Below are 24,777 nucleotides of genomic sequence, written 5' to 3' on the forward strand. Positions count from 1 at the left end.
TTCCTTCACAACAATCCATCTGACGATCAAAACAACTCCAGCTCACCGCTGGTTTCTTCAATAGCGCTCGTGTCCGCCACAAAATCGACGGGCGCATACGCGCACACGCAAAGGGTCGCGGCAAGCCGCGCGGTGCCGTCGAGCGTCACGGAGTACGACGACAGCAGCCCCGGCTTCAACTCATGCAGATGCGGCAAACAACGCGCGCTCAACACATAAGGCGTCGACATGCCGAGGTCCGGAAAATAACGCAGCAGTTCCTGGTTCATCGCGCCGCAGCACAGGTTGCAGATTTCCAGAAACGCTTCCTGAAACGGCCGCTCGTCGGCGTCTTTCAGGTAGTAGCCGCGCGTGCTGTCGTTCTCGTCGAAGTGGAGAATCAGCAGCAGCCTGAACGCAATCGACGAAATGGTCAGTACAACGACTTGCGTGTCGCGTGTCGCGCCCGCGTCGGCTTGCGCGATCGGCACGATCTCGCAAGGGTCTTCGGGATTCACCGGCAAACGCGCTTGCGCGGCCTTGCGGAAAATGCGCTCGAAACTGTCTTTTGCATGCGCCGTAATCACACCGGCACCTCGTCCAGCTTCGAATGAAACTGATTGGCCATCGACTCCACGCTCGCCAGCGAAGCCGCAATCATCTTGCCGCCTGCCTGAATGTCCTGAAACGTCGAGGTCGTGGTCAGATCGTTGCGATGCAGGCTGTCGCGATAGCTCTTGGACAACTCCTCGGAACGCGCGGCGAGCGAGCGCACTTCGCTCGCGACCACCGCGAAGCCGCGGCCCGCCGGACCCGCGCGCGCCGCTTCGATGGACGCGTTCAGCGACACGATCACGACATGCCGCACGATCGAAGAAAGCTCCTGGTTCTTCGCGTGCATGTCGTGATTCTGCGTCATCAGCGAGATCATCTGCTCGTGCCAACGCTCGAACGTCGCGCCGAGACCCTTCAGGCGCGCGGCTTCGCTCGCGAGCTGCTGCGCTTGGTAAGCCCATTGCGCTTTATCGTCGGTGACGGCTCTGAGCGCCGCGCGCAATTCGTCGACGCTCGCCGATTGCTGCCTCAACTCGTCGCGCAACCGCGCGGTCTCGGCTTCCAGTTCATGCTCGGCCTGCTCGCGTTCGCGAGCCGCTTCGTCGAGACTGGCCTGTTCGGTTTGCAGCGAATCGAGGCGCGTTTGCGCGTCGGCCTGCAAGCGCGCCGTGAGCCTCGCAACGTGCAGCCGATGCGCGGCGAACCCGAGCAACGCGGTCGCGGCGCTGCCCGCCAGCGCCGCCAATACATACTGTTGAATCACAACCATTCCTTGAAGAGCGCCGCGACATGCGGCGCAAACAGTGCTCAATGCGTCATTGCGTCATGGCGTCGATGCGAAGCTCGCCGTCTTCGTCGCGTGCTTCGGTGCCGAGTGTGTCGACGGCCACGTGATCCGGCAGACACACGATGGTCTGGAACTGACGGTATGCCGCGCCCTTGTGATCGTCGGTGAAGCGCAGTTCGATGCTGCCGTTCTCGCGCTTCAGGAAATCGCGCACGGCATCCATGCCCACGCCGCGTCCCGATACCGCCGTGACCGCTTCCGCCGTCGAGAAGCCGGGCCGGAAAATGAATTCGGCAATGGCTTCGTCGCTCGGCGTGTCGTGGGCGCCGATCCAGCCGCGCTCCACGGCGATGCCGCGAATCCGTTCGAGCGCGAGGCCGCGCCCGTCGTCGCTGAGCGTGATCTGCAACGCGCCGCTGTCCACGCCGGCTTCGATCGAAATCGTGCCCGCCGCCACCTTGCCGTGCGCGCTGCGAGCCTCGGCGGATTCAATGCCGTGATCCATCGAATTGCGCAGCAAGTGCATGAATACGTTGTTCAGCGTGTCGCCCGACTGGCCACGCAGACGGTAGCCGTTATCGTCGATCTGCACGGCCGGCGCGGGCTTGCCCAACTCGCTCGCCAGCGAGGGCAACGAAGCGAGTACGCCGGACAACGCGTCGCGAATGCTTTCGCTGCCCAACGCGCGCAGGTTCCGGCGCAGCGTGTCGCGCATGCCTTGCAATTGATGCAGTTCGCTCCCGTCCGTTTGATCGAGCAGCGTCAGCGTGCGCTGAATCTGTTCTTTCTCGACCATCACAAAACGGCCCGCGTTGCCCGCGTCGCTGCCCTGCGCTTTGCCCTTGCGGCCCAGGCTCTGTTCGTTGATCTTCGCGTAGCTTTCGATCGCCTCGCGCACCCGCGTCAACTCCAGCATCAGATGCTCCTGATCCCACGAGCGGTCCGCATCCGGCTGGCGCAGTTCGTGATAGCTCTGCTCCGTTTCGTGAACGACGTCCGTCAGATGCTGCAGGTTATAGGTGCGCGCATTGCCTTTGATGGTGTGCATATTGCGGAACAGTTCGGCAATCGCCGCGTGGTCCGCTTCCGAATGCTTGCGAATGATGCGCTCGTTTTCGCTGACAAAACCCGCCGAGCTTTCGATGAAGTGATGAAACTTCTCTTCGCTGACCGCGAGAATTTCGCCAATCATGTCGAGACGCCGGCGCTGCTCGCTCGCTTCGGCAGCGAGCTTGCGCAATTCGGTCACGTCGCGCACGCACAGCATCAGACGCACGATGGTGTCGTTTTCGTCGGTGATCGCGGACCAGCTCAGGTCGAGAATCTTCACGCGGCCATCGGGCATGCGCTTCGAGATTTCGCCCACCAGCAAGTGCTGGTTGAAGGCGAAGTTGATGCAATCTTCGCCGAGGCACGCATGCGCGGCGGCATCGACTTGCGACAATGCGTCGGCGCCCAACTCGGTGTCCGCGAACACGAGATCCATCAGGCCGCGCCCCGCAATATCCTTCGTCTCGAAGATGTCTTCCAGATACGCCGAATACTCCGCGTGAATCACGGCGCCGTCGATCACGGTCAGAATGCCTTGCTGCATGTTCTGCAACATCGCCTGAATGTCGGCGGTTTTCTGTTTGAGTTGCGCCGAGCTTTCCTGAATCTTTTCGATCATCCCGTTGAAGGCGACAATCGAATGGCCGATCTCGTCGAGCCGGCCCACCGGCACGCGTCGCGTGAAATCCTGGCTCGACGCGATCTCGCTCATCATCGCCTGCATGCGGCTAAGCGGGCGCGTGATCTGGCGGTAAAGCAGCGCGCCGATTGCCGTCAGCAGAATGATCGCAATGCCGGTCACGGCCGCAATGGCCGTCGTGGTGGTCGCGAGCGTCGCATTGAGCGTGGTGATCGCTTCGTCCTTCTCGCGGTTTTTCTCGACGCGCAGCGTTTCCACAATACCTTCGAGTTCATCGCGATACTGCGCGACGTTCGCGAACAGATACGCTTGCGCGAGTTCGTTCTTGCCGTCGGCTTTCATTTTCGCCGTCTCGGCAATCGCGGAGAAGTAGTTGTCGAGACTGTCGCTGGCCTGCGAAACAAGGCCTTTCTGCGCGTGACTCGCGGCATCTCTCGCTTGCAACGCGAGCGCCTGTTGCAGCGCGATTCGTTTCGTTTTCAATTCGTCCTGCGCCTGCGCGACGACATTGCCGTCGGGCGCGTAGACGAGCGTCATGGTGGCGAGCTGAACGTCCTTGACTTGCGATACGAGGTCGGCCGATGCGAGCGCGCTGGGCACGACGCCTTCGGTGACCTTGCGCACCTCGACTGCGCTGCCGCGCGTTTGATAGACGGCGTAGCCGCCAATCGCCGACAAGGCGACGAACATCAATACAACCAATAACGTGATGCGATGACGGATAGTCATGTGAACCCCGGGTTCTGGCCTTCGCGTCCGCCCTCGTTTGGAGCGGCGCGTTTTTGTGCGAAATGAGACGGTACTTGCAGCGCTGCCGAGTATTGCCGACGTGTGTTACTAAGCGATGACTACAGATCTTTTTCACGCATTCAAAAACGAAAATAAATAGCTAAAGTTTTTTGCGGAAATGCCGTTAAATAAGGTCCATTAATTTTTTAGTTGTCACTATTCCAACAAACTGCGCGTCCAGACTGAAACTCCATCTGACACTAATGGAGCAACGCGATGAACGTCAGCGTGCGCAGCTATCTTTCTCCCACACTTGTATTACTCGCGTTCGATTGGCCCGAAGGCGGCACGCGCGACGATTTTCTCGGCTTCGCGATCAGGCGCACGCCGGGGTTTCTTTCCGCCGACGGCCAGCAGCGCGAGGCGAGCAGCTGGCTGCCCAACCGGCTGACGTTCAAAGGCGCTGTGCCCGACACGCAAAAAGATGCGCCGACCAACGAAGCGCCGATTCAGAAATTCATGTGGTGGGACGCGCGTATCGACGAAGCGGATCGCGAGAAGTCATTCACGTATTTCGTGTATCCGGTGGTCGGCACGCCTGACGCGCTGCATCTGCTCGACGCGCAAAAGGGCGAATGCAAGCTGACGTTGCCCTCGCATATCGAGGCGGGCATCGGCACGTGGTTCAACCGCGCGGTGGTCAGCTCACAAGCGTTCGCGCGCAAGGTCGCGGCGCTGCATCTCGCGCCGCATGCCGCGCCTTCCGCGCAACAGGCATTGCGCCTGCGCACGTGGCTCGCGAACGACTTGCAGGAAGTCTTCGATCTGACGCTGAAGGATGCGCATCGCGCGGCGTCGGCGGTGTATCACCTGACCGATCCGCTGTGGGCGATTCCCGCGTTCGAACAGTTCGGCAAGAAAGAGGGCAAGGCATCGCTCGCGATTGTCTACGACTCGCACGAAGTCTCGCAGAAGGGCAAGCCGCCTGCGCCGTCGCCGAATCAACCCGCTGTCCAGCAGCTCGCCGATGTCGCCACGTTCGCGCCGCGCGACAAGACGCACATCATGCACGACAAGTTCATCGTCACCGACGACGGCAATGCCGAAGCCAAGCCCGCGCGCGTGCTGACAGGTTCGGCGAACTTCACGACCGAGGGCATCACGGAACAGGCCAACGTGCTGCATCTGTTCGACTCGCCGGAACTCGCCACGCTTTACAGCAATCGCGCGAAGGCGCTCGCGGGCAACCCCGGCATTGCGGAGACGGCGAAGCTCGCGCCGGGCTGGTCGGAGGCGATTGACATCGACAGCGCGAAGATTCGCGTGTGCTTCTCGCCGGAGCAGAAAAATTCCCGCTTGCAGATCGACACGATTGTCGCGGCGATCAACAACGCGAAGCACTCGGTCGTGTTCTGTCTCTTCATGCCGACCGACGCGCCGCTGCGCGACGCGTGCTTCGCGGCCGCCGACAAAGGCCGGATGATGTTCGGCCTCGTCAATCACATCAGCGAGAAATCGGCGCAAGCCGCGCAGGACGCGCAGCAAAACGGTCAGATCGTCACGACCACCGCGCTCGCCAACATGGACCTGTATCACCGGGGCCGCGACAAGCATGACGTGATCGATGCGGAATATTTTTCACCCGCCACCGTGCCGGCAGGCTTCGAACCGGAGTTGCGCGTCTTTCCCGGCGAAACCGCGCCGGGCTATGCGCCGGTGATCATCCACCACAAATTTCTGGTGATCGACGCCGAAGGCCCGAATCCGGTCGTCTACACGGGCTCGGCGAATATGAGCAACAACTCCGAGCACTTCAACGACGAAAACCTGCTGGAGATTCGCGACCGCAAGATTGCCGGCACCTATCTCGCGGAGTTTCTGCGGCTCTATGAGCACTATCGCGCGCGGGCTCTGGCAATCCTCCAGCAGCACGGCGGCGCTCACGAGCCATTGATGCTCGCGCCAAACGGCACGTGGTCGAAGAAGTATTTCGTCGCGAACAGTCCCGAAGCGAAAGCGCGCGTGGCGCTCGCGCAGGGCGGCGACTGAGAAGCGAAAGAGGAGACGCGGGACCACCGTCCCGCGCTCCCGGATTCCCTCACCTCAAACGATGAAGTGCGCCGACAGGTACGCTGATTCTCACCTCACCGGCTCCCGAATGTTCTCACCCAGGAACGCGCGACGTCCATTCAACTTGCATACCTGATACGCATCGGTATCTCTCACACCGAAGATTTTCCCGTCGCGCTTTCTGAATTTTCCACACGGGCGGCAACTCGACGTTGTGCATCATTGATCTTCGCTTTTCGCGCAGCCCGGACCGACATGGCTGGAGCGCGTTCGGGTCAATAGATCGGGAGAGAGCCAATGTACAAACCGCGCCAGAAAATCCGCACGTTCGCGCTCAGCGGCCCGTGCCTGCCAACGTCAAGCGACGGCAGCCCATTGCTGGAACTGAGCGGCATCAGCGGCGAAGAACAGCTCTCGCAAATCTATCAGTATGTGTTGCAGGTGCGTACCGCATCGGCCGCGGAACTCACAACGGCCGCGCCGTCGCCCGAATAGGCGACAGCACGAGTTGTGGCGCCGTCATCATCACCGGCTCGACTTCCTCCTTCGGCGGCCAGGGCGTTGCCCGCGTGGGCGACATGACAAGTCACGGCGGTACCCTGATCGAGGGCGACGGCGGTTGGCAATTTGATTGAGTGCAGACACACGCGGCATCACCAATGAATAATCCGAATCGCCGGGCGCGCCGTTCGCATCACACCGTGCGCCCATTCCTATCAGCCCTGCGCATCCTGCCTCGGCACGACGACCGCGCCATGCGGACCATCGCCGTGGCCTCCGCCGCCGCCAGGACCACCGCCACCCGGACCGCCGCCGCCCCAGCCCGGAGGCGGTCCCCACCAGCATCCGCTCAGGGTTGCGCTCAAAGCGGCCAGCGCCGCGATTGCCAATAGCTTTTTCATACTTTCTCCTTCGATGGATCTACGCTCACGCATCGCTGCGTGTCAGTCCGCAAGTTATCAATCCACGAAAGATCATGTTTTACGAAGCCGTTACGACCTGCCCGCAAAATGCGCGGCGTTCGTGTCCTGAATCGCTGTGCATCCGGTGTGCATGGCATCTCCGACGCGGCGAGAACACAGCGCCGCGCGCTCACGCTTTGTTTGCATATGGAAGCAAATGTAAGGAGTTAGCGCTTCGCGCAGCCACGCAAGGCGCCTGACGCGATCTCCTGGAACAGCTCACCTTTGCGGCGACCTCCTGGAACTCCTCACCTTTGGGTCAGATTCGCGTTCCATGAACGACGGTGCGGCTCGAATCCTGGGATCACTCACCATTGCAGATAGCGCGTGCGTCTCCTGGAACGTCTCACCTTTGCATGAAAGAGCGGCTAAGGTGATGGCGTCTCCTGGAATTCCTCACCATCCTGGAATGGCTCACCTTTAGCGCTGCGGCGTGCGTTATCGCGTCAGCCTGGCGGTATTCGAGAGATCCGCGCCGCGCACTTCGCCGAGCCGACGCAGCAATACGAAACGCCTGCTATCCGTGCAGCTTCGTCATTCGGTGACGAAGAGATTTAGCTGAAGAATCGTTCGTTGCAGCGCTTCGCCTGGCGTTCGGATAGCGCGTGCTCCGCGGTTTGCGTGTGTGGTGCATTTAATCAAAAAGTGCCTCGCCAGAAGCTACGAATAACGCTTCACTTCGTCGCCAACCTTGCCTATTTTCATAGAGCCACCGGTTCTTTTGAGGAGACAACAATGAGCACGAATCTGTCAGTGGTCAAAGGTGCGTACGAGGCGTTTGCGCGGGGCGACATTCCCGCGGTACTCGCCGTCATCGCGGACGACGTGGAATGGCGCGTCGTCGGTCCGGCTTCGCTGCCGTTTCCGAGAGCGTGCCGCAACAAGGAAGAGGTCGGCGCGTTCTTTAAGGCGCTGGCGGAAAGCGACGACATCTCGCAATTCGAACCGCGCGAATATATCGACGCGGGCGACCACATCGTCACGCTCGGCTTCGTGAAGAGCACGATCCGCTCGACCGGCGAACCGATCGAAAGCGAGTGGATTCACGTCATCACGGTCAAGAACGGTTTGCTGACGCGGTTTATCGAATTCTTCGACACGGCAGCACGAGAAGGCCACTAAGCTCGCGTTGCGCGCGGCGCCGCTAGAACTTCATCTTCACCTGAAAGCCGACGGTGAACGGAAGGTGGTCGGACGGAATGGGCGGAATCACGATGAAGTTCGCGCCGACGCGTTTATATTCGACCATGACGAGCGGCGCGAGCACCGGTCCGATCGTATGGTCGCGGCCGAGTCCCCAGTTGCCGTAGTTGTAGCCCGAGATGATGCCGCCCATCGCCGCAATTCGCACGAAGCCCCAATGCAGGAAGTCGGGCGACCAGACACCGCCGCCGTAATACGAAGGGCGGCGCAGCGAATTGCGAAAGCCGCCTGCGGTCAGCGCCCATTGATTGTTGACCCAGCATTCCACGCCGAGGCCCGGATTGAACTGCTCGAAATGCGTATTGGGATCGGGGTGGATGTGATACGAGCCGAGCATCGCATCGGCCCAGACGCCGCCCTCGCACCAGTTGCCCGCGTGGGCGGCGGATGCGCCGGCGAGGCCCGCAACGAGCGCGAACACCGAGCGCCGAATGTACGTGCTGAGATGCGTGCTGAGCTGCGCACTGAGATGCCTGCTGACGTGCTTGCCGATCTGCCGAAGATGCATGTCCTCTCCATCGCCGGTCGAGCGCCGGCGTGACGTTGTTCTGGTATGGGTGGATGCCGCCCGTCGCGCACTGTACCGCAAGCCACTCGTGCCATGTTGAAGATGCACTCGGGCTTGCAGGCATAAGACGTGCCGGCAAGCGGCCACCGCCAACGGAGGACCGGCGGCAAAGCGGTGAAGGCGCGGCGCGCCTTTACGCTGCGTGGGAAACCTACAGACCGAGGTCGGAGAGACCGGGATGATCGTCGGGACGGCGGCCGAGCGGCCAATGGTACAAACGGTCCGCTTCGCGAATCGGCAGATCGTTGATGCTGGCGTGACGGCGCGCCATCAAGCCATGTTCGTCGAACTCCCAGTTCTCGTTGCCGTATGAGCGGAACCAGTTGTTCGAATCGTCGTGCCACTCGTAAGCAAAGCGCACGGCGATGCGATTGTCGCCGCACGCCCACAGTTCCTTGATCAAACGGTAGTCGAGTTCCTTCGCCCATTTCCGGCGCAACAAGCCGACGATTTCCGCGCGCCCGTGCGTGAACTCGGCGCGATTGCGCCATACGCTGTCCGGCGTGTAGGCAAGCGATACGCGTTCCGGGTCGCGCGTGTTCCAGCCGTCTTCAGCGGCGCGCACTTTTTTGATGGCGGTTTCGCGCGTGAACGGCGGCAGCGGCGGGCGGGTTTCAATCGAATCGGCCATGAGGTTCCTCGCTTGTGGATTGAGTTTCGTTGCGTTGCGGCGCGCCTTCACGACGCGGGTCTGGATTTGCCTCGCGATCCGGATGAGCCTTTGTTTCCGACAGACGCCGACGCGGACACAGACGTAGACGCGCGTTGCTTGCGCGCCGCTTGCGCATCGAGCAAGGTTTGCGCGGCGGCTTGTGCATCGAGTGCGGAGTCGGATGCGCCGCTCACCAAGGCCACGGCAATCGCACCGTCGAGCAGCACGAGCCACTGACGCGACAAGCGCGCCGCGTCTCTCGCGTCTCTCGCGCCTCTCGCGCCTCCATTCGATTCCGCGACGAACGCCTCACACTGCGCCCGCACGAAAGCGAGCAAGCGCGCCTTATGTTCACGCGCGACGACGCGAATCGGATCGTCGGCGCAAGCAATCTCGCCCGCCGCATTCAGGAACGCGCAACCGTGGAAGTCTTCCGACGCGAACCATTCGCGCAATACATCGAACATGCCGAGCAGCCGTTTGCGCGCGGTCGTGCCGCGCCGCTCCGTGCCCGCGATAAACCACTTCATCCAGCGTTCGTCGCGCCGCTTGAGCGCAGCGGCCACGAGCGCGTCTTTCGATTCGAAATGCGTGTAGAAGCTCTTGCGCGCGGTGCCCGACTGCTTGACGATCGCATCCACGCCGGTTGCGTGAATGCCGCCCGCGTAGATCAATGCTTCGGCGGCGTCGAGCAGACGCTCGCGCGTGCCCGGCGTTGATGTCGATGTCGATTCAATGGGAAGGGGAGTGCGGGTAGCCATCCGCGAAGAGTAGAACGATCATTCTCCCTCGTCAAGCGTTATCGTGTTTTGCGCGTGGGCCGTGTTAGCTGCTATCTTGACCGTCACGAGCCAACTGGAACGACTTCATGAGTACATCGACTGCCCGCGTCGCGATTGCGCGTACGTTGCTTGCCGCAACATTGCTGACGGCGATGGCCTGCACACCGCTGCAAGTGCTCACGCATTCAGTCAGCCGGAACGAGGCGAGCGTGCCCGTGGGACGCTACGATCTCGATCTGGAACATTGCAGCATCACTTTCGATGTCGAGCACCTGAAGTACTCGCGCTTTACGATGCGCTTCGACCGCAAGACGGGGCAACTGGACTGGAATGAAGGCGGCCTCGAACGGAGCAGCGCATCGGTGACGATCGACGCCGCGAGCATCGACACCAACGTGCCGCTGCTCGACAAGATGGTGAAAAGCTCGAGCATGCTCGATGTAGAACGTTATCCGCAGATTCTTTTCGTGAGCACGAAGTTCGAGCGCACCGGCGAATCGCGCGGCACGTTGACGGGCAATCTGACCATTCACGGCGTCACGCAACCGGTCTCGCTCGACGTCACCTTCAATGGCTTTGGAGCCGATCCGCTGTCGAAAAAGAACACGCTCGGCTTTTCGGCGGAAGGACATTTCAGCCTCGCGAAATTCGGTTTGGCGACGTGGTATCCCGCAGTCGGCGACGACATTCACGTGCGCATTCAGGCCGAATTTGGCAGAACGCCCGCAGGCGCGTGAGCGCACTGCGGGCGTCGGAACGCGGTCCGCGTCGTGAACGGCTACGCGGCGGTCCAGTCGAGAATCACCTTGCCGCTTTCGCCCGACAGCATGGTGGCGAATGCCTGCTGATAGTCGTCGACCTTGAAGTGGTGGGTGAGGATCGGCGACAAATCCAGGCCGCTTTGTAGCATCGCGACCATCTTGTACCAGGTCTCGAACATCTCGCGTCCGTAAATGCCCTTGATTTCGAGGCCTTTGAAAATCACCTGCGTCCAGTCGATTGCCGTTTGAGCGGGCGGAATGCCGAGCAGCGCGATTTTGCCGCCGTGGTTCATCGCTTCGAGCATGCTTGTGAAAGCGCTCGGCACGCCGGACATTTCGAGGCCGACGTCGAAACCTTCGGTCATGTGCAGGTCGGTCATCACGTCGCGCAGCGATTCGCGCGACACATTCACCGCCCGCGTCGCGCCCATCTTGCGCGCGAGATCGAGGCGATAGTCGTTGATGTCGGTGATCACCACGTTGCGCGCGCCAACGTGCTTCGCAATCGCAACCGCCATGATGCCGATCGGTCCGGCGCCTGTGATCAGCACGTCTTCGCCGACAAGATTGAACGACAGCGCGGTGTGCGTGGCATTGCCGAAAGGATCGAAGATCGCCGCGAGGTCGTCGGAGATTTCGGGCGGAATCTTGAACGCGTTGAATGCCGGGATCACCAGATACTCGGCGAACGCGCCCTCGCGATTCACGCCGACGCCCACCGTGTTGCGGCACAAGTGCCGGCGCCCCGCGCGACAGTTGCGGCAGAAGCCGCAGGTAATATGCCCTTCGCCCGACACGCGGTCGCCAATCGAAAAGCCGCGCACTTCCTCGCCCATCTGGACAATTTCGCCGACGTATTCGTGGCCGACGTGCATCGGCACGGGAATCGTTTTCTGCGCCCAGTCGTCCCATTTCCAGATGTGAATGTCCGTGCCGCAAATCGCCGTGCGCGTGATGCGGATCATCACATCGTTATGGCCGACTTCGGGCATGGCGACGTCGGTCAGCGTGAGACCGGGCGCGCGTTCGAGTTTTGCCAATGCTTTCATATGCGCCCCGTTTCAGATAACACCTAGTTCACGGCCGACGCGCGCGAATGCATCCACGGCGCGGTCGATCTGTTCAGTCGTATGCGCGGCGCTCATCTGCGTGCGAATGCGCGCGCGGCCCTTCGGCACGACCGGAAACGAAAAGCCAATCACGTAGACGCCTTCGTGCAACAACGCGTCGGCCATTTTCGACGCGAGTTGCGCGTCGCCGAGCATGACCGGAATGATCGGATGTTCGCCGGGCACGAGCGTGAAGCCGAGCGCGCTCATCCTGCTGCGGAAATGCGCACCGTTTTCACGCACGCGCGCGCGCAGTTGCGCGCCTTCGTCGCTCGCGAGCAATTCCAGCACTTTCAGCGATGCCGCCGCGATGCTCGGCGTGAGCGTGTTCGAGAACAGATACGGACGCGAACGCTGCCGCAGCAATTCCACGATTTCCTTGCGCGCCGCGACATAGCCGCCCGATGCGCCGCCGAGCGCCTTACCGAGCGTGCCTGTGATGATGTCGACCCGCGACAGCACGCCGCAATGTTCCGGCGTGCCGCGCCCGTGTTCGCCGACAAAACCCACGGCGTGCGAATCGTCGACCATCACGAGCGCGCCGTAGCGGTCGGCGAGATCGCAGATGCCGGCGAGGTCGGCGATGATGCCATCCATCGAAAACACGCCGTCCGTCGCGATCAGTTTGAAGCGCGCACCCGCGGCGTCCGCTTCTTTCAGTTTCGCTTCGAGGTCGGCGAGATCGTTATTCTTGTAGCGAAAGCGCTTCGCCTTTGAGAGCCGCACGCCGTCAATAATGCTCGCGTGATTCAATTCGTCGCTGATGATCGCGTCGTTCTCGTCGAGCAAGGTTTCGAAGAGACCGCCGTTGGCATCGAAACAGCTTGAATAGAGGATGCAATCGTCGGTTTGCAAAAATGCCGCGAGCGCCTGTTCGAGCTGCTTGTGCACAGTCTGCGTGCCGCAGATGAAACGCACCGACGCCATGCCGAAGCCGTCGTTGTCGAGCCCCTGTTTGGCGGCCTCGATGAGCCGCGCGTCGTCGGCCAGGCCGAGATAATTGTTCGCGCAGAAGTTGAGAACGTCGGTGCCGTTGGCCAGACGAATGCCGGCGGATTGCGGGCTGGCGATCACGCGCTCGTTTTTGTAAAAGCCGTCGGCGCGGATCTGCTCGAGTGTGCCGCGCAGATGGTCAAGGTAAAGGTCACGCATGAACCAGGCTCCTGAATGGGGATAAACCGTGCGACCGTGGCCGCCGCTTGCAGTTCTTCGGACCTGGGCGGGCAGAAGGCGGCCTGTTATAGTCGGCTGTCAGTTTATCGGATATTTTCGTTTTTCCGAACTAAAATCCGGTATGTCGAACAACTCTAAACGATGGGTCAGTAAATGGCAAGTTCGGGTATTCGCCGTGCGGCGGCTGGCGCGGCACCTACTGTAGGCGCGACGCCGGCTCCGGCAATGGCGGCGCCGCCGCGTGTGGGCGAGCAAATTCAGCGCCTGCGCGCCGAGCGGCGCATGACGCTCGACGATCTGTCGCGCGCGGCCGGTGTGTCGAAATCGATGCTCTCTGAAATTGAGCGCGACAAGGCCAATCCGACGATTGCGGTCGCCTGGCGGCTGACGAACGCCCTCGGCGTCAGTCTGGATTCGCTGTTCGCGCCGCAAAAGACGCCGGAGGCGATCGCCGTCGCCGGTCCGCACGATATTCCCACGTTGAGCGGCCACGAGGCGAAGTACCAGTTGCGCGTGTGGGGGCCGATTGAGCTGGCCGGCAAATTCGAATGGTACGAACTGACCCTGCAGCCGGGCGGAGCGCTGGTTTCGAACGCGCACGAACCGGGCACCCGCGAGCATTTGACGGTGCTGCAAGGATCGGTGGAAATCGAGGCCGCCGGCACGACGAAGCGGCTCAAGGCCGCAGACACCGCCCGCTATGTCGCGGACGAGCCGCACGCAATTCGCAATGCCGGCAAGGGCGAGGCGAAGGCGTTGCTGGTGGTGATTCACGGCTGAGTCGCGACCTCACCGTTGCGCGAGATGGTGGCAGGTTGCGTCGAACACTGTATATTTGTACAGTATGGAGTATCGACTGGAGCCGATAATGAACAACCTGACCACAGACTCAACCGACCGCGCTCTGGCCGCGATGCGCTATCGAACCGCGGTGCGCGATCTCGAACATATCGTCCGCAACATCGCCGGGCGCTACATCGTGCAGCGGGTGCCGCTCACCTGGCGTCTGCTGCACGCGATCGAAGCCGAAGCGCTCGCCGACCTCGGCTTTGCCAGCCGGCATGACGCGCTCATGCTGGGGCTGTTTCAACGCCCGTCGGACCTGCCTTATCCGGAAACCGACGATGCCGTGGACTTCGGCACATCGACCGCATTGCCGGCCGTGTTCGCGTTTGCGGTCTCGGCTTACGAAGAAGCCGCTCACGGCGCCGTTCAGCGGGCGTCTCAAAGTGCCGCGCACAAGCGCGTGCGAGCGTGGGGTGACTGACCATCGCGTCGTCATGGGATCTACAATATGCGCAACTAACGGAAGAAAAGCGCATGTCACCTCCTCACTTGTCCGACCTCGTGCCGCGCCCAGAACCGTCCACCGATCTCTTCGATCAGCAACGTGAAGACTGGCGTCGCGATCCGCAAATCGCGTTCGATGCATGGCTCGCCAAGCAACATTTCAGACGCTCGTCAGCGCAGGTGTATCAGGCGCAGTGGGGGCTTTTTCTGGAATGGCTGGCCGCGCGTCAAAAGAGTCTGGTCACGGTCGATACGCAAACCATCGCCGACTTTGTCGCCGGGCTTGAGATACGCAAACCGCAGCGTATCCGGTATTTGCGCCTCATCGAGCGCGTGCTTGATCATGTGCGCGAAGTCGAAGCGTCATCGCATAATCCCGCTCGCTTCATTGCTCAGGATGGCGAAGCGGCATGGCGCAATGCACGCGATAACGAGCCGACGGGCTTTCTCCATCACGCGGAACGGGCTGCGCTGATCGCGCATCTGTTTTCTCCGCTGCAGGGATTATCCAGAGCACAACGCTGGAGGGAGCGGCGCGACCGAGCGTTGATAGCGGTATTTCTCGGCGGCGGACTGAAGACGGGCGAGGCCGCCGCGCTTGCGGTTAGTTGCACGGGGGCCGGCTCGCCTTGGATCACGATCGATTCGGCCAACCCGATGCTGGTCCGGCGCACCCGGCTGGCGCCCTTCGCGTCGGCCATTCTCGACGCCTGGCTTGCCGAGCGGCGTCTTGCTGAACTGGCCGGCAATCTGGTCTTTCCGGCATCGCCTTCTGGCCGGCCGATGCACAAAGCTACGATGCTCCGTGCAGTCGATGCGCTCGTCGAGGCGGCGGGAATCGCCGCGTCGCGCACCTCGCGCGCCAGTCCGCAAACCTTGCGTAACACTTTTGCCGCGGATCTGTTTGAGAGCGGGGTAGAGGCAGAACTGGTCGGTCAATGGCTCGGATTTGCGCAGGCCATATCCGCGAATCGTCTGTATCGAGCCTGGCAAACGTGGATGGACCAGCAGGATTCCCGCTCAACCAATACCCCCGATCCCGCCGCGCCGCCTTTGCCGGAACCACGCACAGACGGGCGTTTCACGCGAAAGCCGGAAGCCGGCGAGTCCTGAAATTCCTCACGTTTCGTCTCCCGAATTTCCTCACCTTTAGCGATCGCGGCGCTATGGCGCAGCGCTCCGCTTCACGCCGGCGTCGACAAGGAGTCGTTGGACAAAAACCGGCTCACCGCTTCAAGCCGTGAAGCGCCGAGCCCCGACGAGTGCTCGCATTCCGGACATTGCACTTCGAACCGGTGATCGATCTGCGACAACTCGGGCTCACCTTCGTCGCACTTCGGGCAGTGCAGCGGCAAGCTCACGTGGCCATCCGCCGCAGTGCCGATCGCGCGCAATTCGTCGCCCGTCAGGCGGCCGGCTTCGACCAGCGAACAGAGCAAACCGCCGATAGCCGGGTCGATGCCTTGCTGGCCGCGCAACGTCGAGAGTTCTCTGGTGAGCGTATCGACCTCGTCCGATTGTTCGCGTAACTGGGCGTCGAGCCGGTCGCCACGCGCCTTGGCAGCGGCAATTTGCTGAATAAACTCGAATTCCTTGCGGCTCGCATCGCGCACACCCGACTGATAGGTCGCGGCCATGCTGCGCAGCGAATCGAGTTCGACCAGCATAGGCTTCACTCGCCGTTCGGCTTCCGCGACGGCGTCCTTGATCTGCTGCGCATAGTGCTCGGTGCTCTGCCGCAGCTCGACGTGCAAGGCATCGATGCGGTCGCGCAGCGTCGCATTCGTCGCCTGTTCGCTATCCAGGCGCTGACGAAGCGCTTCGTTTTCGTTTTCCAGCCGACGCGCGGTTGTCTGAAGGCCTTCGTGATGCACGGTTCCCTGTGTGTTGACGCTGGAAAGCTCTGTTTCCAGTGCGCGAACGCGCTCCCACGCGGTGTCCGCTCGTAGTTCGCTACGTTTGATGGCGTCTTCGGACGCGTCGCGGCGAATTTCTGCATCGCGCGCCCGTTGTTCCGCGGCGATGATTTGCGCGCGTGCTTCGTCGCGTTCGGCGTCCAGCGTGGTGCGGGCTTGCGCGACCGCTTCCTCGAAAAGGGCGCCCAGCAATTCTCCGGCGCACTCTTCTAATGCTTTCGGTATTGCGCCCGCGCCGACTTTGACGCGCGACACGTCGCGAATGCGTTCCCAGAAATGGTCGATGTCTTTCGGGATGTCGCTGGCGCTCCCGGTTTGCGTGAGATCGCGAACTGCAGCCATCGACGGACGGATGCCGAGGTCGAAAAAAAGCCGCTTGCAGGCATGCAGTGACAATTCCTGCCGGCGGGCGCCCGCCGTTCGCATTGCGTCGAGTTCATCACGGATGGCTCGCCGTTCGTCGTCCAGGTTCATATGGGGTCTCGAATTGGCTCGAATTGGACGAATAATAACAATTTACGTAGCAAACACTACGATTTTATTCGTCCTATCTTCGACGTGTGGCATTGAACCGTTTACAGCGTCTTTCATACACATAGAGCCGTATGCGTGGGCTTTTTCCGTGAAACAAAACTAAGAATGCTGGACAAGTCTTTGTAAACCAAGAGTATTTTGCGGTTCCGCATTCATCCGGCACTGTTTCACGATGCGCTGAGCCAGGAATGGTTTGGGTGAGGGGCTTTTCCGGAGGACTCGCGGGGGCAAAGCTAGAGAGTAATAAAAGTAAACACCTTTGAACCCATGTTAAAAACGTTAACGCCATGGCAAAGCCTTATCTGGCGGGGTTTTCAGGCTGGGAAGGTGAAGCTTTGCGGGAGACGTGGTGAGATCCTACGGGAACATTGAGTGATGAGGTTCGGGAAGCTCGGTGAGCAGGTCCGGGACAGATCGTGAGCGGGTTCAGGAAAGCCCGTCATAACAGGGTTTGCCCGAAGGTGAGGCTTTGCGGGACCTGATTGCCCGGAAGCGCCCAACTGCGCGAGAGAGCGGCATCCAGTGCAGCGGGAGTAACGGTGAGGGCTTTCGGGACCTTTGCGCGACCGCTATTTTGTCCGTATTTCGAGGCGGAAAAAACCCGAGGTGAGCGAAGACAGGAGAAAACGCGGATCGAAGGTGAGATTTTACGGGGCTGGGAGGGCCGTTTTGCCTGAATTTCGAGCCGCGGACGTTCCAAGGTGAGCTTTTGCGGGAGTCGTCGGCGGCCGAGGATGCGTTTTCGGCGGTCCGTGCATCTCTTCGCGATGTCCAGCGGGACCAAAGGTGAGGTAATTCGGGAGTTCCTAGAGATCGCGATTCCACGCCGGACAAAATTCCTGGCGTCGAGGGTAAAGGTGAGACTTTTCGGGAGGATTTCCGAGCGGACAAGCGGTTAAAGGTGAGTCAATGCGGGATCAAAATGCGCTCCATGGACTGCGAATGTCCTACGGACGGGCTTTGCTGTTGATTCGCTCGTGGGCGCTCGAATGCCAAAGGTGAAGGTTTTCGGGAGCTTTGGCGGGGGTTTCGAGTTAGGTGAGAGAGGTGGAACGCGGCAAAGGTGAGATTTTACGGGAGGCTTTGCGTTGGATGATTCCGGGATTGTGGCGATTCATAGGATTTTATAAGCTAATGAAATTAAAGGATAAATTGATATTTTGAGGTAAAGGTGAGGTTTTTCGGGAGCACCGTCGATGCGTGCGACGCACGGCCGGCTCGGCCTTAAGGTGAGAATTTCCGGGATCATTCTGGATGCCTTTTGAGACACAGCGCATCGGGAACCCGCGCCGTTCGGCGTGTCCGACGCCGGCTACGGTGAGTTTTTACGGGAGCGGCGCGGAAGGTGGACGCGCGCTGCTTTCAATTTGCCCCACCATGCCGCATGGCCACGAAAGGCCCTGCATTGCGGTCGCAGCACAAATCCGGTCCAGGTTCGGGCCTGTCGTCGAAACGCATTCGGCGCGACAGGAGACCTCTCCCAACAGGAATCGCCAAAAATTTTTTGAGGTGAGAAGATTCGGGAGACAACGCTCCCCTTTGCGCCGAGGCATGAACCGAAGCGATTTTGCCGAAGCCGCGACGTTAAAGGATCGTCGGAACCTGGCGCGAAATGGCATGGGTGAGGGTTTTCGGGAGCAGCGGGAGGTGAGGCGCGCCGTGTAAACTCGCTTCACCGGCAACGGTGAGATCCACGCTATAGACGTGTATCACCGCAGTCGGTATCCTCTCGCCAAATCCCTCCTTGACCAGACGTATGGCCACGAAGCGCGCCAAGAAAACCGATGTAGTCAGCCCGAGCTCGGCGGAGCTGCGCAAGGCCGTCGAGGCAATCGCCATTCAGCCCAAGAGTGGCAAGATCACGCTGCTGACCCGCAAGCTCTTCAATGTGTTGCTTGCCGTGGCCCAGCAAGCCGACGAGTCCGGCGACACCTATCGGGCCTTGCTGTCCGACATCGTGGCGAACTCCGCGTTCGACTCCAACGACACCGCTCTCGTCAAGGAACACCTGCGCCGCATGGTGTCGGTGCAGGTTGAATGGAGCACCGGCACGTCGAGCCAGAAGCCCGGCCGGAAATGGGGCATCTCCACCTTGATCGCCGACGCAGAAATTCTTGAAGATCCGACCACGCGCCGGGTCTGGGTGGAATTCTCCTTCGCGCCGAAGATCAAGAAAAAGCTGCTCGATCCGGTTCAATACGCGCGTCTGAGCCTGCAGTTTCAGAGCCAGCTGCGCAGTAGCGCGGGTCTCGCGCTATATGAAATCTGCGTGCGTTATCTGACCAATCCTAGCCATCTGACGATGCGCGAATCGTGGGAATGGTGGCGCCCTATCCTCTCGGGCACCCCGGACACGGAAGCCGGCGACGAAGCAAAACGCGAATACAAATATTTCAAACGCGATTATTTGCGTCCGGCGATTGCCGAGGTCAATGCCGTCACCAATATCTTCGTCGAACTGATCGAGCATCGGGAAGGCCGGCGCGTGGCCGAGATCCAGTTCCGCGTGACGGAGCGCAAGCAGCCGATGCTGGCTCTCGACGAGCATCCGAACGTGTTCGACAGCACGCTGGTCGACCGGATGGTCAAGATCGGCATTCCGCTGAAAGAGGCGCAAACGCTGTACGCGGACAGCGAGGAGAATCGCATTCGCGCGGCTTTGCAGATGACTGAACAGCGTATGCGCAGCACGTCGCTTCCGCCCGTGCGCAGCGCGCCGGCGCTGTTCAAGGACGCGCTCAAGAAGGGCTACGCACCGCCGGTTGAAGCGCTGCCGTCGGCTGGCGGCGGTAAGGCCGCGGCGGCGGCGCCTGCGGACGATCTGAAGGCCCGTCTGCTCGGCGAGTATTCGGCATATCGCCGAAAGGAAGCGCGCGAGCTCTACGATGAACAGGGCGAGTCGGAGCGCGAGATTGCGCGACAGTCGTTTGAGGAAGATGAATTGCCGGGACTCGGCACCCACATGCGCGACGACTGGCGCCGTCGTGGGCTGGATTCGAAGATCGTCGAAACGGCGTTCTTTGATTGGCTTGCCCGCAAGACGTGGGGCGAGCCGACCGATGGCGATCTGCTCGCCTTCACGCTAAGCCAATCGCGCGCGGCTTGACCGTTTCCAAGATTGCCCACAATAACCGCAGCGGCGGCGCATTGGCGCCGCTGAATGACGGTTGGCCGCTTACTTCAACATCTTTTCGATCTGACGAAGAATGTCGTCGCGCTTTTCACGCGTGAGGCCCTTGAGGCGCAGTTCGATTCGATCGTCTCCATACGACTTCAAGTCACCCACCGATACACCGTCCAACTTGATTTCCAGACGCTGTGCATAACGCTGCCGACCAGCGGGTTTGGCACTTTCCTGCGCGCTGGTTCGGCCTTTCACGATGTCGGCGACTTGCCGCGTGCTGAGATCGTCGGAAAGAATCTTGTTGATCAGGCGCAGCGTTGCGTCCGCCCCGCGAGCGGTGTGATAGCGGCCGACCTGATACGCCATGTTTGAGCCGAAACGGTCGGGCCGGGACACCATTTCATGCATGACCGGCTCCGGCAACTTGGCGATCGACAATGCTACCGCGACGGTCGATTCATCCAGCCCAAGATGCTCGGCTAGTTCCTTCTGGCTCTGGAAATGGCGGTCATCGAGAAAGCGCTTCCATACGACCGCGTTGTCAAAGACCGTTTGCGAATCGCGCTGGACGTTGAGGTCATAGCCGAGCTTGTAGCTCTGGATGCCGATCGGCAAATCGATAACGATCGCCTTCACCGACTCCTTGTTCGCTTCCTTCAGAGCACGTACACGTCGACCGCCGTCGCTGACGAAATAGGTCCCCGGATTGTCATAGTCGGGAATGACGTGAATGGCCTGCTGTTGTCCCTGCTTTGCCAGATTGACGGCAAGCTCGGCAATCGACGATTTCAGATAGAAGTGTCGCGGATTGAACGGACTTGGCTTGATGGTCTTCAGCACAAGTTCAATGACCTGGCCCGGTCGATAACCATGCTCGATTCTCCACGCGCGGTAAGCCGCGGACTCGTTCTCCATGTCCGTGGTGTCGATTTCGGAGGTGGACTGCGGCATCACGGCCGCTAGTGTCCCCCCTGCCCCATCGGGCGCTTTCGGGGCATTGTTCTTGACCAGACCGTCGATGGCGTTGAGACGGTCTAGGGCGGTTCGCTTTTCGCTGCTGGTCGTATCAGGACGTGCTTGAAAGCCTTTGGCAAATTGGGAGGGTTTCATTCAGGGTCCTTTATGCGCATAAATTCACGGGAGCAAGGCGGCGATCTCATTCGCGCACGCCCGTACCTCGATGGCGGCGAGCTTCGCGCCGCGATCGTTCATCTGAAGCACTGTCTGACCCAACGCCATTGCCTGCTTGTAGGCTTCGCGGGTTGGGATCTGGGTCTTGAGAAGAGGAAATCCGAGTTCCTCCAACGCACGTTTCAGCTCACGCGTCAGCATCCGTTTTTCTTCTGTCTTGTTCAGGAGAAAGACCGCACGTAGATCTTCGTTCATCACCTGCGCTTGCTGAACGAGCTTGACTAGCCCAATGCTCGACCAGTAATCGGCGGGCGACGACGACGTCGGTATGACAGCGACGCTGGCCGCGAGCAATACGACGCCCGACACCTTTTCGGTGATGGAAGGGGGGCAGTCAACCACGATGATGTCGTAGTCGGCCACGAACTTCTTGATCTCGCGATGAATCTGACTGCCAGCTTCGGAGAGGTTGACGACGTGAAACGGGATGCCGGTGTCACCGTCCGCTGATGCACTGGCCCAGTGGATCAGCGTGTTCTGACCGTCTGCGTCCACGACGAGAACTCTTTTGCCTTTCTCATGGAATGCAGCCCCGAGGTGCATCGCGATTGTGCTCTTCCCGACCCCACCTTTCTGCTGAGTTACCGCGATGATTTCCGCTGCCAATCTTCACCTCCTCTTTTTAGACGCAGATGGATTTTACCTGGATGTATTTGCATTTCAATCGTTTGACTGGAAAAGAGATAACAAATAGCCATTCGGCCAGGTTTATGCGCATAAAGATGGGCTGGCGGCGGCGTCCGCAGTGACCCATGAGTAGACATGGGCTCGCCGAAGGAGGCGGGATTACGTCAGGATTGGAATTGAAAGCGGTCCGCGAGTTTCGGTGCGCGCTGGGCATCGGATTTGAATCTCGTGAGCAGGAAAATGCTCCTGTACACGCTGTTGCGATTGCCTCGCCATTGTATGGCGAGGTCGTGCAGAAGATCGGTGGTTTGGATTGGCGCTTGGACGAGTGCTCTTTCATTCACAGCGGAGTCGCTCACGGTTTATGCGCATAAACCGCCTCCCACCAGCGGGAAGTTGGATGCTCTCAAGCAAGTCCCAAAGGACTGATTCGCAGCGCCTCTCTTCGTGCCCATGCTGTCCGAATGCGTAGTTCGCAGTGTGGCAAACAGCACTCGGTCCGGCGAGGTCGCGACCGTGCTTTATGCGCATAAACCGCGCACGCCGCGAGGCGCGAGCTACCCTTCATAGAAAGTTTCTCGCCTGAGGTGGTAGCGAGCGTCCTAGTGCTGGCTTCTGAGCAGCGATCATCCACGCTCAAGCCTCATTCGGACAAGTTCATTGCTGTGCACATCCACTATGCAGCGAAGGACACCGACGCATCATGATTGCTGCGCGCGACACCGGTCGGCACTGTAAAGACATCCCTGCCCGATGATTCAATCGATCACGCGATGAACATTGGCCAATCATCCATCCACCGCCAGCGAGCGACACCGCAACACCTACACTGACCGCTCGCACTACCGCTAAAATCTCCCCGCCAGCACAACAATCCGCGCATCCAAACCTGACCATGATCACCATCTACCACAACCCCCGCTGTTCCAAGTCGCGCGCGACCTGTGAGCTCGTCACAGCCGCGTATAACCAGGCCGGCGAGGCGACAGAAGTTGTCGAATACCTGAAGCAGCCGCTCACCGTCGCGCAACTACAGCAACTCAACAAGCAACTCGGCTGTACCGTGCGCGAGATGATCCGCGACTCGGAGCCGGAATACAAAGAACTGGGGTTGTCCGACGCTTCATTGTCGGACGGTCAGTTATACGAAGCATTGGCTGCACATCCGATCCTTTTGCAACGGCCTATCGTCGTGCGAAACGGGCGGGCCGTAATTGGCCGCCCGCCTGAAAACATCGCGGCTCTATTCGCCTAAGCCGACCACGTCGAGCACAGCGATCCGCAGCCTCTTCGCAATGAGTGCGGCCTCAAACCTTGGCCGGTGGCGCCGCGTCCTTTGTGGCGATCTTCGTCGGAATAATGCGTAGTTCGCTGAAGGTATCGGCGATGCGTTGTTGTTCCGCCAGGACGCTTGCATCGACTGGTTTGTAGATGTGCTCGTAGTGACGCAGCCCGGCCTCAATGACACTCGCGTCGAGGCCCTGAATCGGCGCCAGTTGCGCGGCCGCCTCGCCGTAGTGCCCCCGCACCCACGCGCCTTCCTTGTTCACTTCGTCCATCGTGATTGCCACGACGTCGCTGTGCTGTTGGACAAACGGCCGCGCCCCGAGGAAAAACTGATGATGGCTGACGATGCTCGCAGCATCGACGAGCAAGCGGGCGTTCGGCTGCCGCTTCGCTGCTTCGAGGAATGGGTCCCAGATGGCCCACGCATCGATTGCTCCGCGTTCGAACGCCGCACGCGCGTCGGCAGGCGGCAAGAAAACGGGTTGAATCTCGCTGTATTTGACGGCGCCTTTGCGCAATGCGGAGACGAGGAACCAGTGCACGTCCGAGCCTTTGTTGAAGGCGATTTTCTTCCCTTTAAGATCGGCCAGTGTTCTGATCGGCGAATCCTGATGTACAAGAATGCCCTCGGCATGCGGCGTCGGAATTTCATAAGCGACGTAGACGAAATTCGCGCCGGCCGCTTGCGCAAATACGGGCGGCGCCTCGCCCACATAGCCGAAGTCGATGGCGCCGACGTTCAATCCCTCCAGTAACTGTGGCCCAGCGGGAAACTCCATCCACTTGACGGCGAAGCCTGACGGCGCGAGCCGCTTTTCCAACGTCCCATGCGACTTCAATAAGACAAGCGTGCTGGCGGCTTTTTGATAGCCGATCCGAAATTCCTTCGCGCGCGTTTCGGCGGCGAAAACAGAACGCGAGATTCCGGGCAAAGTGGCGGCGGCCAGTGAAGCGCCCATGGCGGCGACGAAGGCGCGGCGCCTCAGCAACGGATGACGGGACATAAATGTGCTCGCGAAAGGACGGACGCAGGACGGACCGATTGATGCCGACGATAATTCGTCCGTAAGCCCGGACGAACCGATAAATTCGCATAAGCAAATCACGCCCGCGCCCGCCCGCGCGAGCCGAACGAAACGGCGCTCGGGATTTTCTAGAAACAGCACGCCGATCCAGCCATGCGGCAGCGATTAGCGCTGCTCCATCGGTTCACCCCATGCTCTCATGCAATGTGGCAGCTAAACTGCGCTGCACGAGCATGCAAATTCACCGCATCCTTTCCGAATCCAGCTAAAAACTCAAAGTGGAGTTTCGAATGCTTGAACTGCGACCGTCCTGCGAAGGATGCGGCAAATCCCTGCCGCCCAATGCGCCCGACGCGATGATCTGCACCTACGAATGTACGTTTTGCGAAGTGTGTGCACTCACTACTTTACGCAACGTGTGTCCCAACTGTGGCGGCAACTTCCAGCATCGACCGATACGCACCCGCGCACAGCTAGCCAAGCATCCGGCCAGTACCGGGCGGCACGCCGTCGCGATTGATGAGACCTCGCACGCGAGCTTCTTCGAGCGCTATCGAAACACGGCACCCGGCGAACGGTGACGGCCAAAGCGCAGCATGGCGTATGTCCAGGCGGGCAATAGGGCCGTTTCGCGTGCAACGGCCTCGCTGCGCGGGGCGGCCGTCGTTTTCCGAATGATTCTCGCGCATAGGGCTTTCGTTTTGCCCAGTCCGCTTCGGCGTGCTGACCGCCCTCTCAAAAGTACCGCAATGAATTATTGCGA

General features: G+C 60.4%; 23 protein-coding genes. 10 read left to right on the forward strand and 13 right to left on the reverse strand.

Annotated elements, in window-relative coordinates; all coding sequences use genetic code 11:
* Positions 1–26: 26 nt before the first annotated feature.
* Genes VOM14_RS00185 through VOM14_RS00195 form a run of 3 tightly spaced genes read right to left on the reverse strand, consistent with a single transcriptional unit; the run spans position 27 to position 3,740 of the window.
* Positions 27–566 (reverse strand): hypothetical protein, encoded by a 540-nt coding sequence (locus tag VOM14_RS00185; RefSeq protein ID WP_327626649.1) that lies wholly within the window; start codon positions 564–566, stop codon positions 27–29.
* A complete protein-coding gene (locus VOM14_RS00190; protein ID WP_327626650.1) occupies positions 563–1,297 on the reverse strand; it encodes a methyl-accepting chemotaxis protein in 735 nt (244 codons plus the stop codon). Before VOM14_RS00190 ends, VOM14_RS00185 begins: the two co-directional genes overlap by 4 nt.
* Before the next feature lie 52 nt (positions 1,298–1,349).
* Complete coding sequence (locus tag VOM14_RS00195) at positions 1,350–3,740, reverse strand: HAMP domain-containing protein (RefSeq protein WP_327626651.1); 2,391 nt, start codon at positions 3,738–3,740, stop codon at positions 1,350–1,352.
* 276 nt (positions 3,741–4,016) lie between these two features.
* Here VOM14_RS00195 and VOM14_RS00200 point away from each other — a divergent pair, with 276 nt between their 5' ends.
* Together VOM14_RS00200 and VOM14_RS00205 are read left to right on the forward strand one after the other, a co-directional pair.
* Positions 4,017–5,789, forward strand: a complete 1,773-nt coding sequence (locus tag VOM14_RS00200) for a phospholipase D-like domain-containing protein (RefSeq protein ID WP_327626652.1) — start codon at positions 4,017–4,019, stop codon at positions 5,787–5,789.
* Positions 5,790–6,107: 318 nt separating this feature from the next.
* A complete protein-coding gene (locus VOM14_RS00205; RefSeq protein WP_327627447.1) occupies positions 6,108–6,305 on the forward strand; it encodes a hypothetical protein in 198 nt (65 codons plus the stop codon).
* Positions 6,306–6,526: 221 nt separating this feature from the next.
* Here VOM14_RS00205 and VOM14_RS00215 read toward each other — a convergent pair whose 3' ends face one another.
* A complete protein-coding gene (locus VOM14_RS00215; protein WP_327626653.1) occupies positions 6,527–6,712 on the reverse strand; it encodes a hypothetical protein in 186 nt (61 codons plus the stop codon).
* A gap of 795 nt (positions 6,713–7,507) precedes the next feature.
* Between VOM14_RS00215 and VOM14_RS00220 the strand changes: the two genes are divergently transcribed.
* Positions 7,508–7,894 carry a nuclear transport factor 2 family protein gene (locus VOM14_RS00220; RefSeq protein ID WP_327626654.1) on the forward strand — a complete coding sequence of 129 codons (387 nt, stop codon included), beginning with the start codon at positions 7,508–7,510 and terminating at the stop codon, positions 7,892–7,894.
* Positions 7,895–7,916: 22 nt separating this feature from the next.
* Here the strand turns inward: VOM14_RS00220 and VOM14_RS00225 are convergent, their stop codons facing one another.
* From VOM14_RS00225 to VOM14_RS00235, 3 genes are all read right to left on the reverse strand, one after another.
* Positions 7,917–8,483: a hypothetical protein gene (locus VOM14_RS00225; protein WP_327626655.1), complete on the reverse strand. Its 567-nt coding sequence runs from the start codon at positions 8,481–8,483 to the stop codon at positions 7,917–7,919.
* Positions 8,484–8,694: 211 nt separating this feature from the next.
* Entirely contained in the window at positions 8,695–9,174 is a 480-nt protein-coding gene (locus VOM14_RS00230; RefSeq protein WP_327626656.1) for a nuclear transport factor 2 family protein, read from the reverse strand.
* Between the two features lie 47 nt (positions 9,175–9,221).
* Complete coding sequence (locus VOM14_RS00235) at positions 9,222–9,956, reverse strand: TetR/AcrR family transcriptional regulator (RefSeq protein WP_327626657.1); 735 nt, start codon at positions 9,954–9,956, stop codon at positions 9,222–9,224.
* A 107-nt stretch (positions 9,957–10,063) separates the two neighbouring features.
* On the opposite strand from VOM14_RS00235, the gene VOM14_RS00240 reads away from it, so the two are divergent.
* Positions 10,064–10,714 carry a YceI family protein gene (locus tag VOM14_RS00240; protein ID WP_327626658.1) on the forward strand — a complete coding sequence of 217 codons (651 nt, stop codon included), beginning with the start codon at positions 10,064–10,066 and terminating at the stop codon, positions 10,712–10,714.
* Positions 10,715–10,755: 41 nt separating this feature from the next.
* On the opposite strand, the gene tdh is transcribed toward VOM14_RS00240, so the two are convergent.
* Complete coding sequence (gene tdh / locus VOM14_RS00245; protein WP_327626659.1) at positions 10,756–11,787, reverse strand: L-threonine 3-dehydrogenase; 1,032 nt, start codon at positions 11,785–11,787, stop codon at positions 10,756–10,758.
* Between the two features lie 12 nt (positions 11,788–11,799).
* A complete protein-coding gene (locus tag VOM14_RS00250; protein WP_327626660.1) occupies positions 11,800–12,999 on the reverse strand; it encodes a glycine C-acetyltransferase in 1,200 nt (399 codons plus the stop codon).
* 174 nt (positions 13,000–13,173) lie between these two features.
* Here VOM14_RS00250 and VOM14_RS00255 point away from each other — a divergent pair, with 174 nt between their 5' ends.
* From VOM14_RS00255 to VOM14_RS00265, 3 genes are all read left to right on the forward strand, one after another.
* Complete coding sequence (locus VOM14_RS00255) at positions 13,174–13,800, forward strand: helix-turn-helix domain-containing protein (protein ID WP_327626661.1); 627 nt, start codon at positions 13,174–13,176, stop codon at positions 13,798–13,800.
* A gap of 88 nt (positions 13,801–13,888) precedes the next feature.
* Entirely contained in the window at positions 13,889–14,287 is a 399-nt protein-coding gene (locus tag VOM14_RS00260; RefSeq protein ID WP_327626662.1) for a DUF2471 family protein, read from the forward strand.
* Positions 14,288–14,340: 53 nt separating this feature from the next.
* Entirely contained in the window at positions 14,341–15,423 is a 1,083-nt protein-coding gene (locus VOM14_RS00265; RefSeq protein WP_327626663.1) for a tyrosine-type recombinase/integrase, read from the forward strand.
* 71 nt (positions 15,424–15,494) lie between these two features.
* On the opposite strand, the gene VOM14_RS00270 is transcribed toward VOM14_RS00265, so the two are convergent.
* A complete protein-coding gene (locus tag VOM14_RS00270; protein WP_327626664.1) occupies positions 15,495–16,700 on the reverse strand; it encodes a DNA-binding protein in 1,206 nt (401 codons plus the stop codon).
* Between the two features lie 1,816 nt (positions 16,701–18,516).
* Here VOM14_RS00270 and VOM14_RS00275 point away from each other — a divergent pair.
* Positions 18,517–19,866 carry a replication initiation protein gene (locus VOM14_RS00275; protein ID WP_327626665.1) on the forward strand — a complete coding sequence of 450 codons (1,350 nt, stop codon included), beginning with the start codon at positions 18,517–18,519 and terminating at the stop codon, positions 19,864–19,866.
* 69 nt (positions 19,867–19,935) lie between these two features.
* On the opposite strand, the gene VOM14_RS00280 is transcribed toward VOM14_RS00275, so the two are convergent.
* Positions 19,936–20,994: a ParB/RepB/Spo0J family partition protein gene (locus VOM14_RS00280; protein ID WP_327626666.1), complete on the reverse strand. Its 1,059-nt coding sequence runs from the start codon at positions 20,992–20,994 to the stop codon at positions 19,936–19,938.
* A gap of 24 nt (positions 20,995–21,018) precedes the next feature.
* Positions 21,019–21,681 (reverse strand): ParA family partition ATPase, encoded by a 663-nt coding sequence (parA, locus tag VOM14_RS00285; protein WP_327626667.1) that lies wholly within the window; start codon positions 21,679–21,681, stop codon positions 21,019–21,021.
* A gap of 916 nt (positions 21,682–22,597) precedes the next feature.
* On the opposite strand from parA, the gene arsC reads away from it, so the two are divergent.
* Positions 22,598–22,957 (forward strand): arsenate reductase (glutaredoxin), encoded by a 360-nt coding sequence (arsC, locus tag VOM14_RS00290; RefSeq protein ID WP_327626668.1) that lies wholly within the window; start codon positions 22,598–22,600, stop codon positions 22,955–22,957.
* A 52-nt stretch (positions 22,958–23,009) separates the two neighbouring features.
* Here the strand turns inward: arsC and VOM14_RS00295 are convergent, their stop codons facing one another.
* Complete coding sequence (locus tag VOM14_RS00295) at positions 23,010–23,993, reverse strand: sulfonate ABC transporter substrate-binding protein (RefSeq protein WP_327626669.1); 984 nt, start codon at positions 23,991–23,993, stop codon at positions 23,010–23,012.
* 311 nt (positions 23,994–24,304) lie between these two features.
* On the opposite strand from VOM14_RS00295, the gene VOM14_RS00300 reads away from it, so the two are divergent.
* The gene (locus tag VOM14_RS00300; protein ID WP_327626670.1) at positions 24,305–24,595 is read left to right on the forward strand and encodes a DUF1272 domain-containing protein; all 291 of its coding nucleotides are present in this window, start codon (positions 24,305–24,307) and stop codon (positions 24,593–24,595) included.
* Positions 24,596–24,777: the final 182 nt, after the last annotated feature.

This window comes from Paraburkholderia sp. MPAMCS5 (genome assembly GCF_036016995.1).
GTDB lineage: Bacteria > Pseudomonadota > Gammaproteobacteria > Burkholderiales > Burkholderiaceae > Paraburkholderia.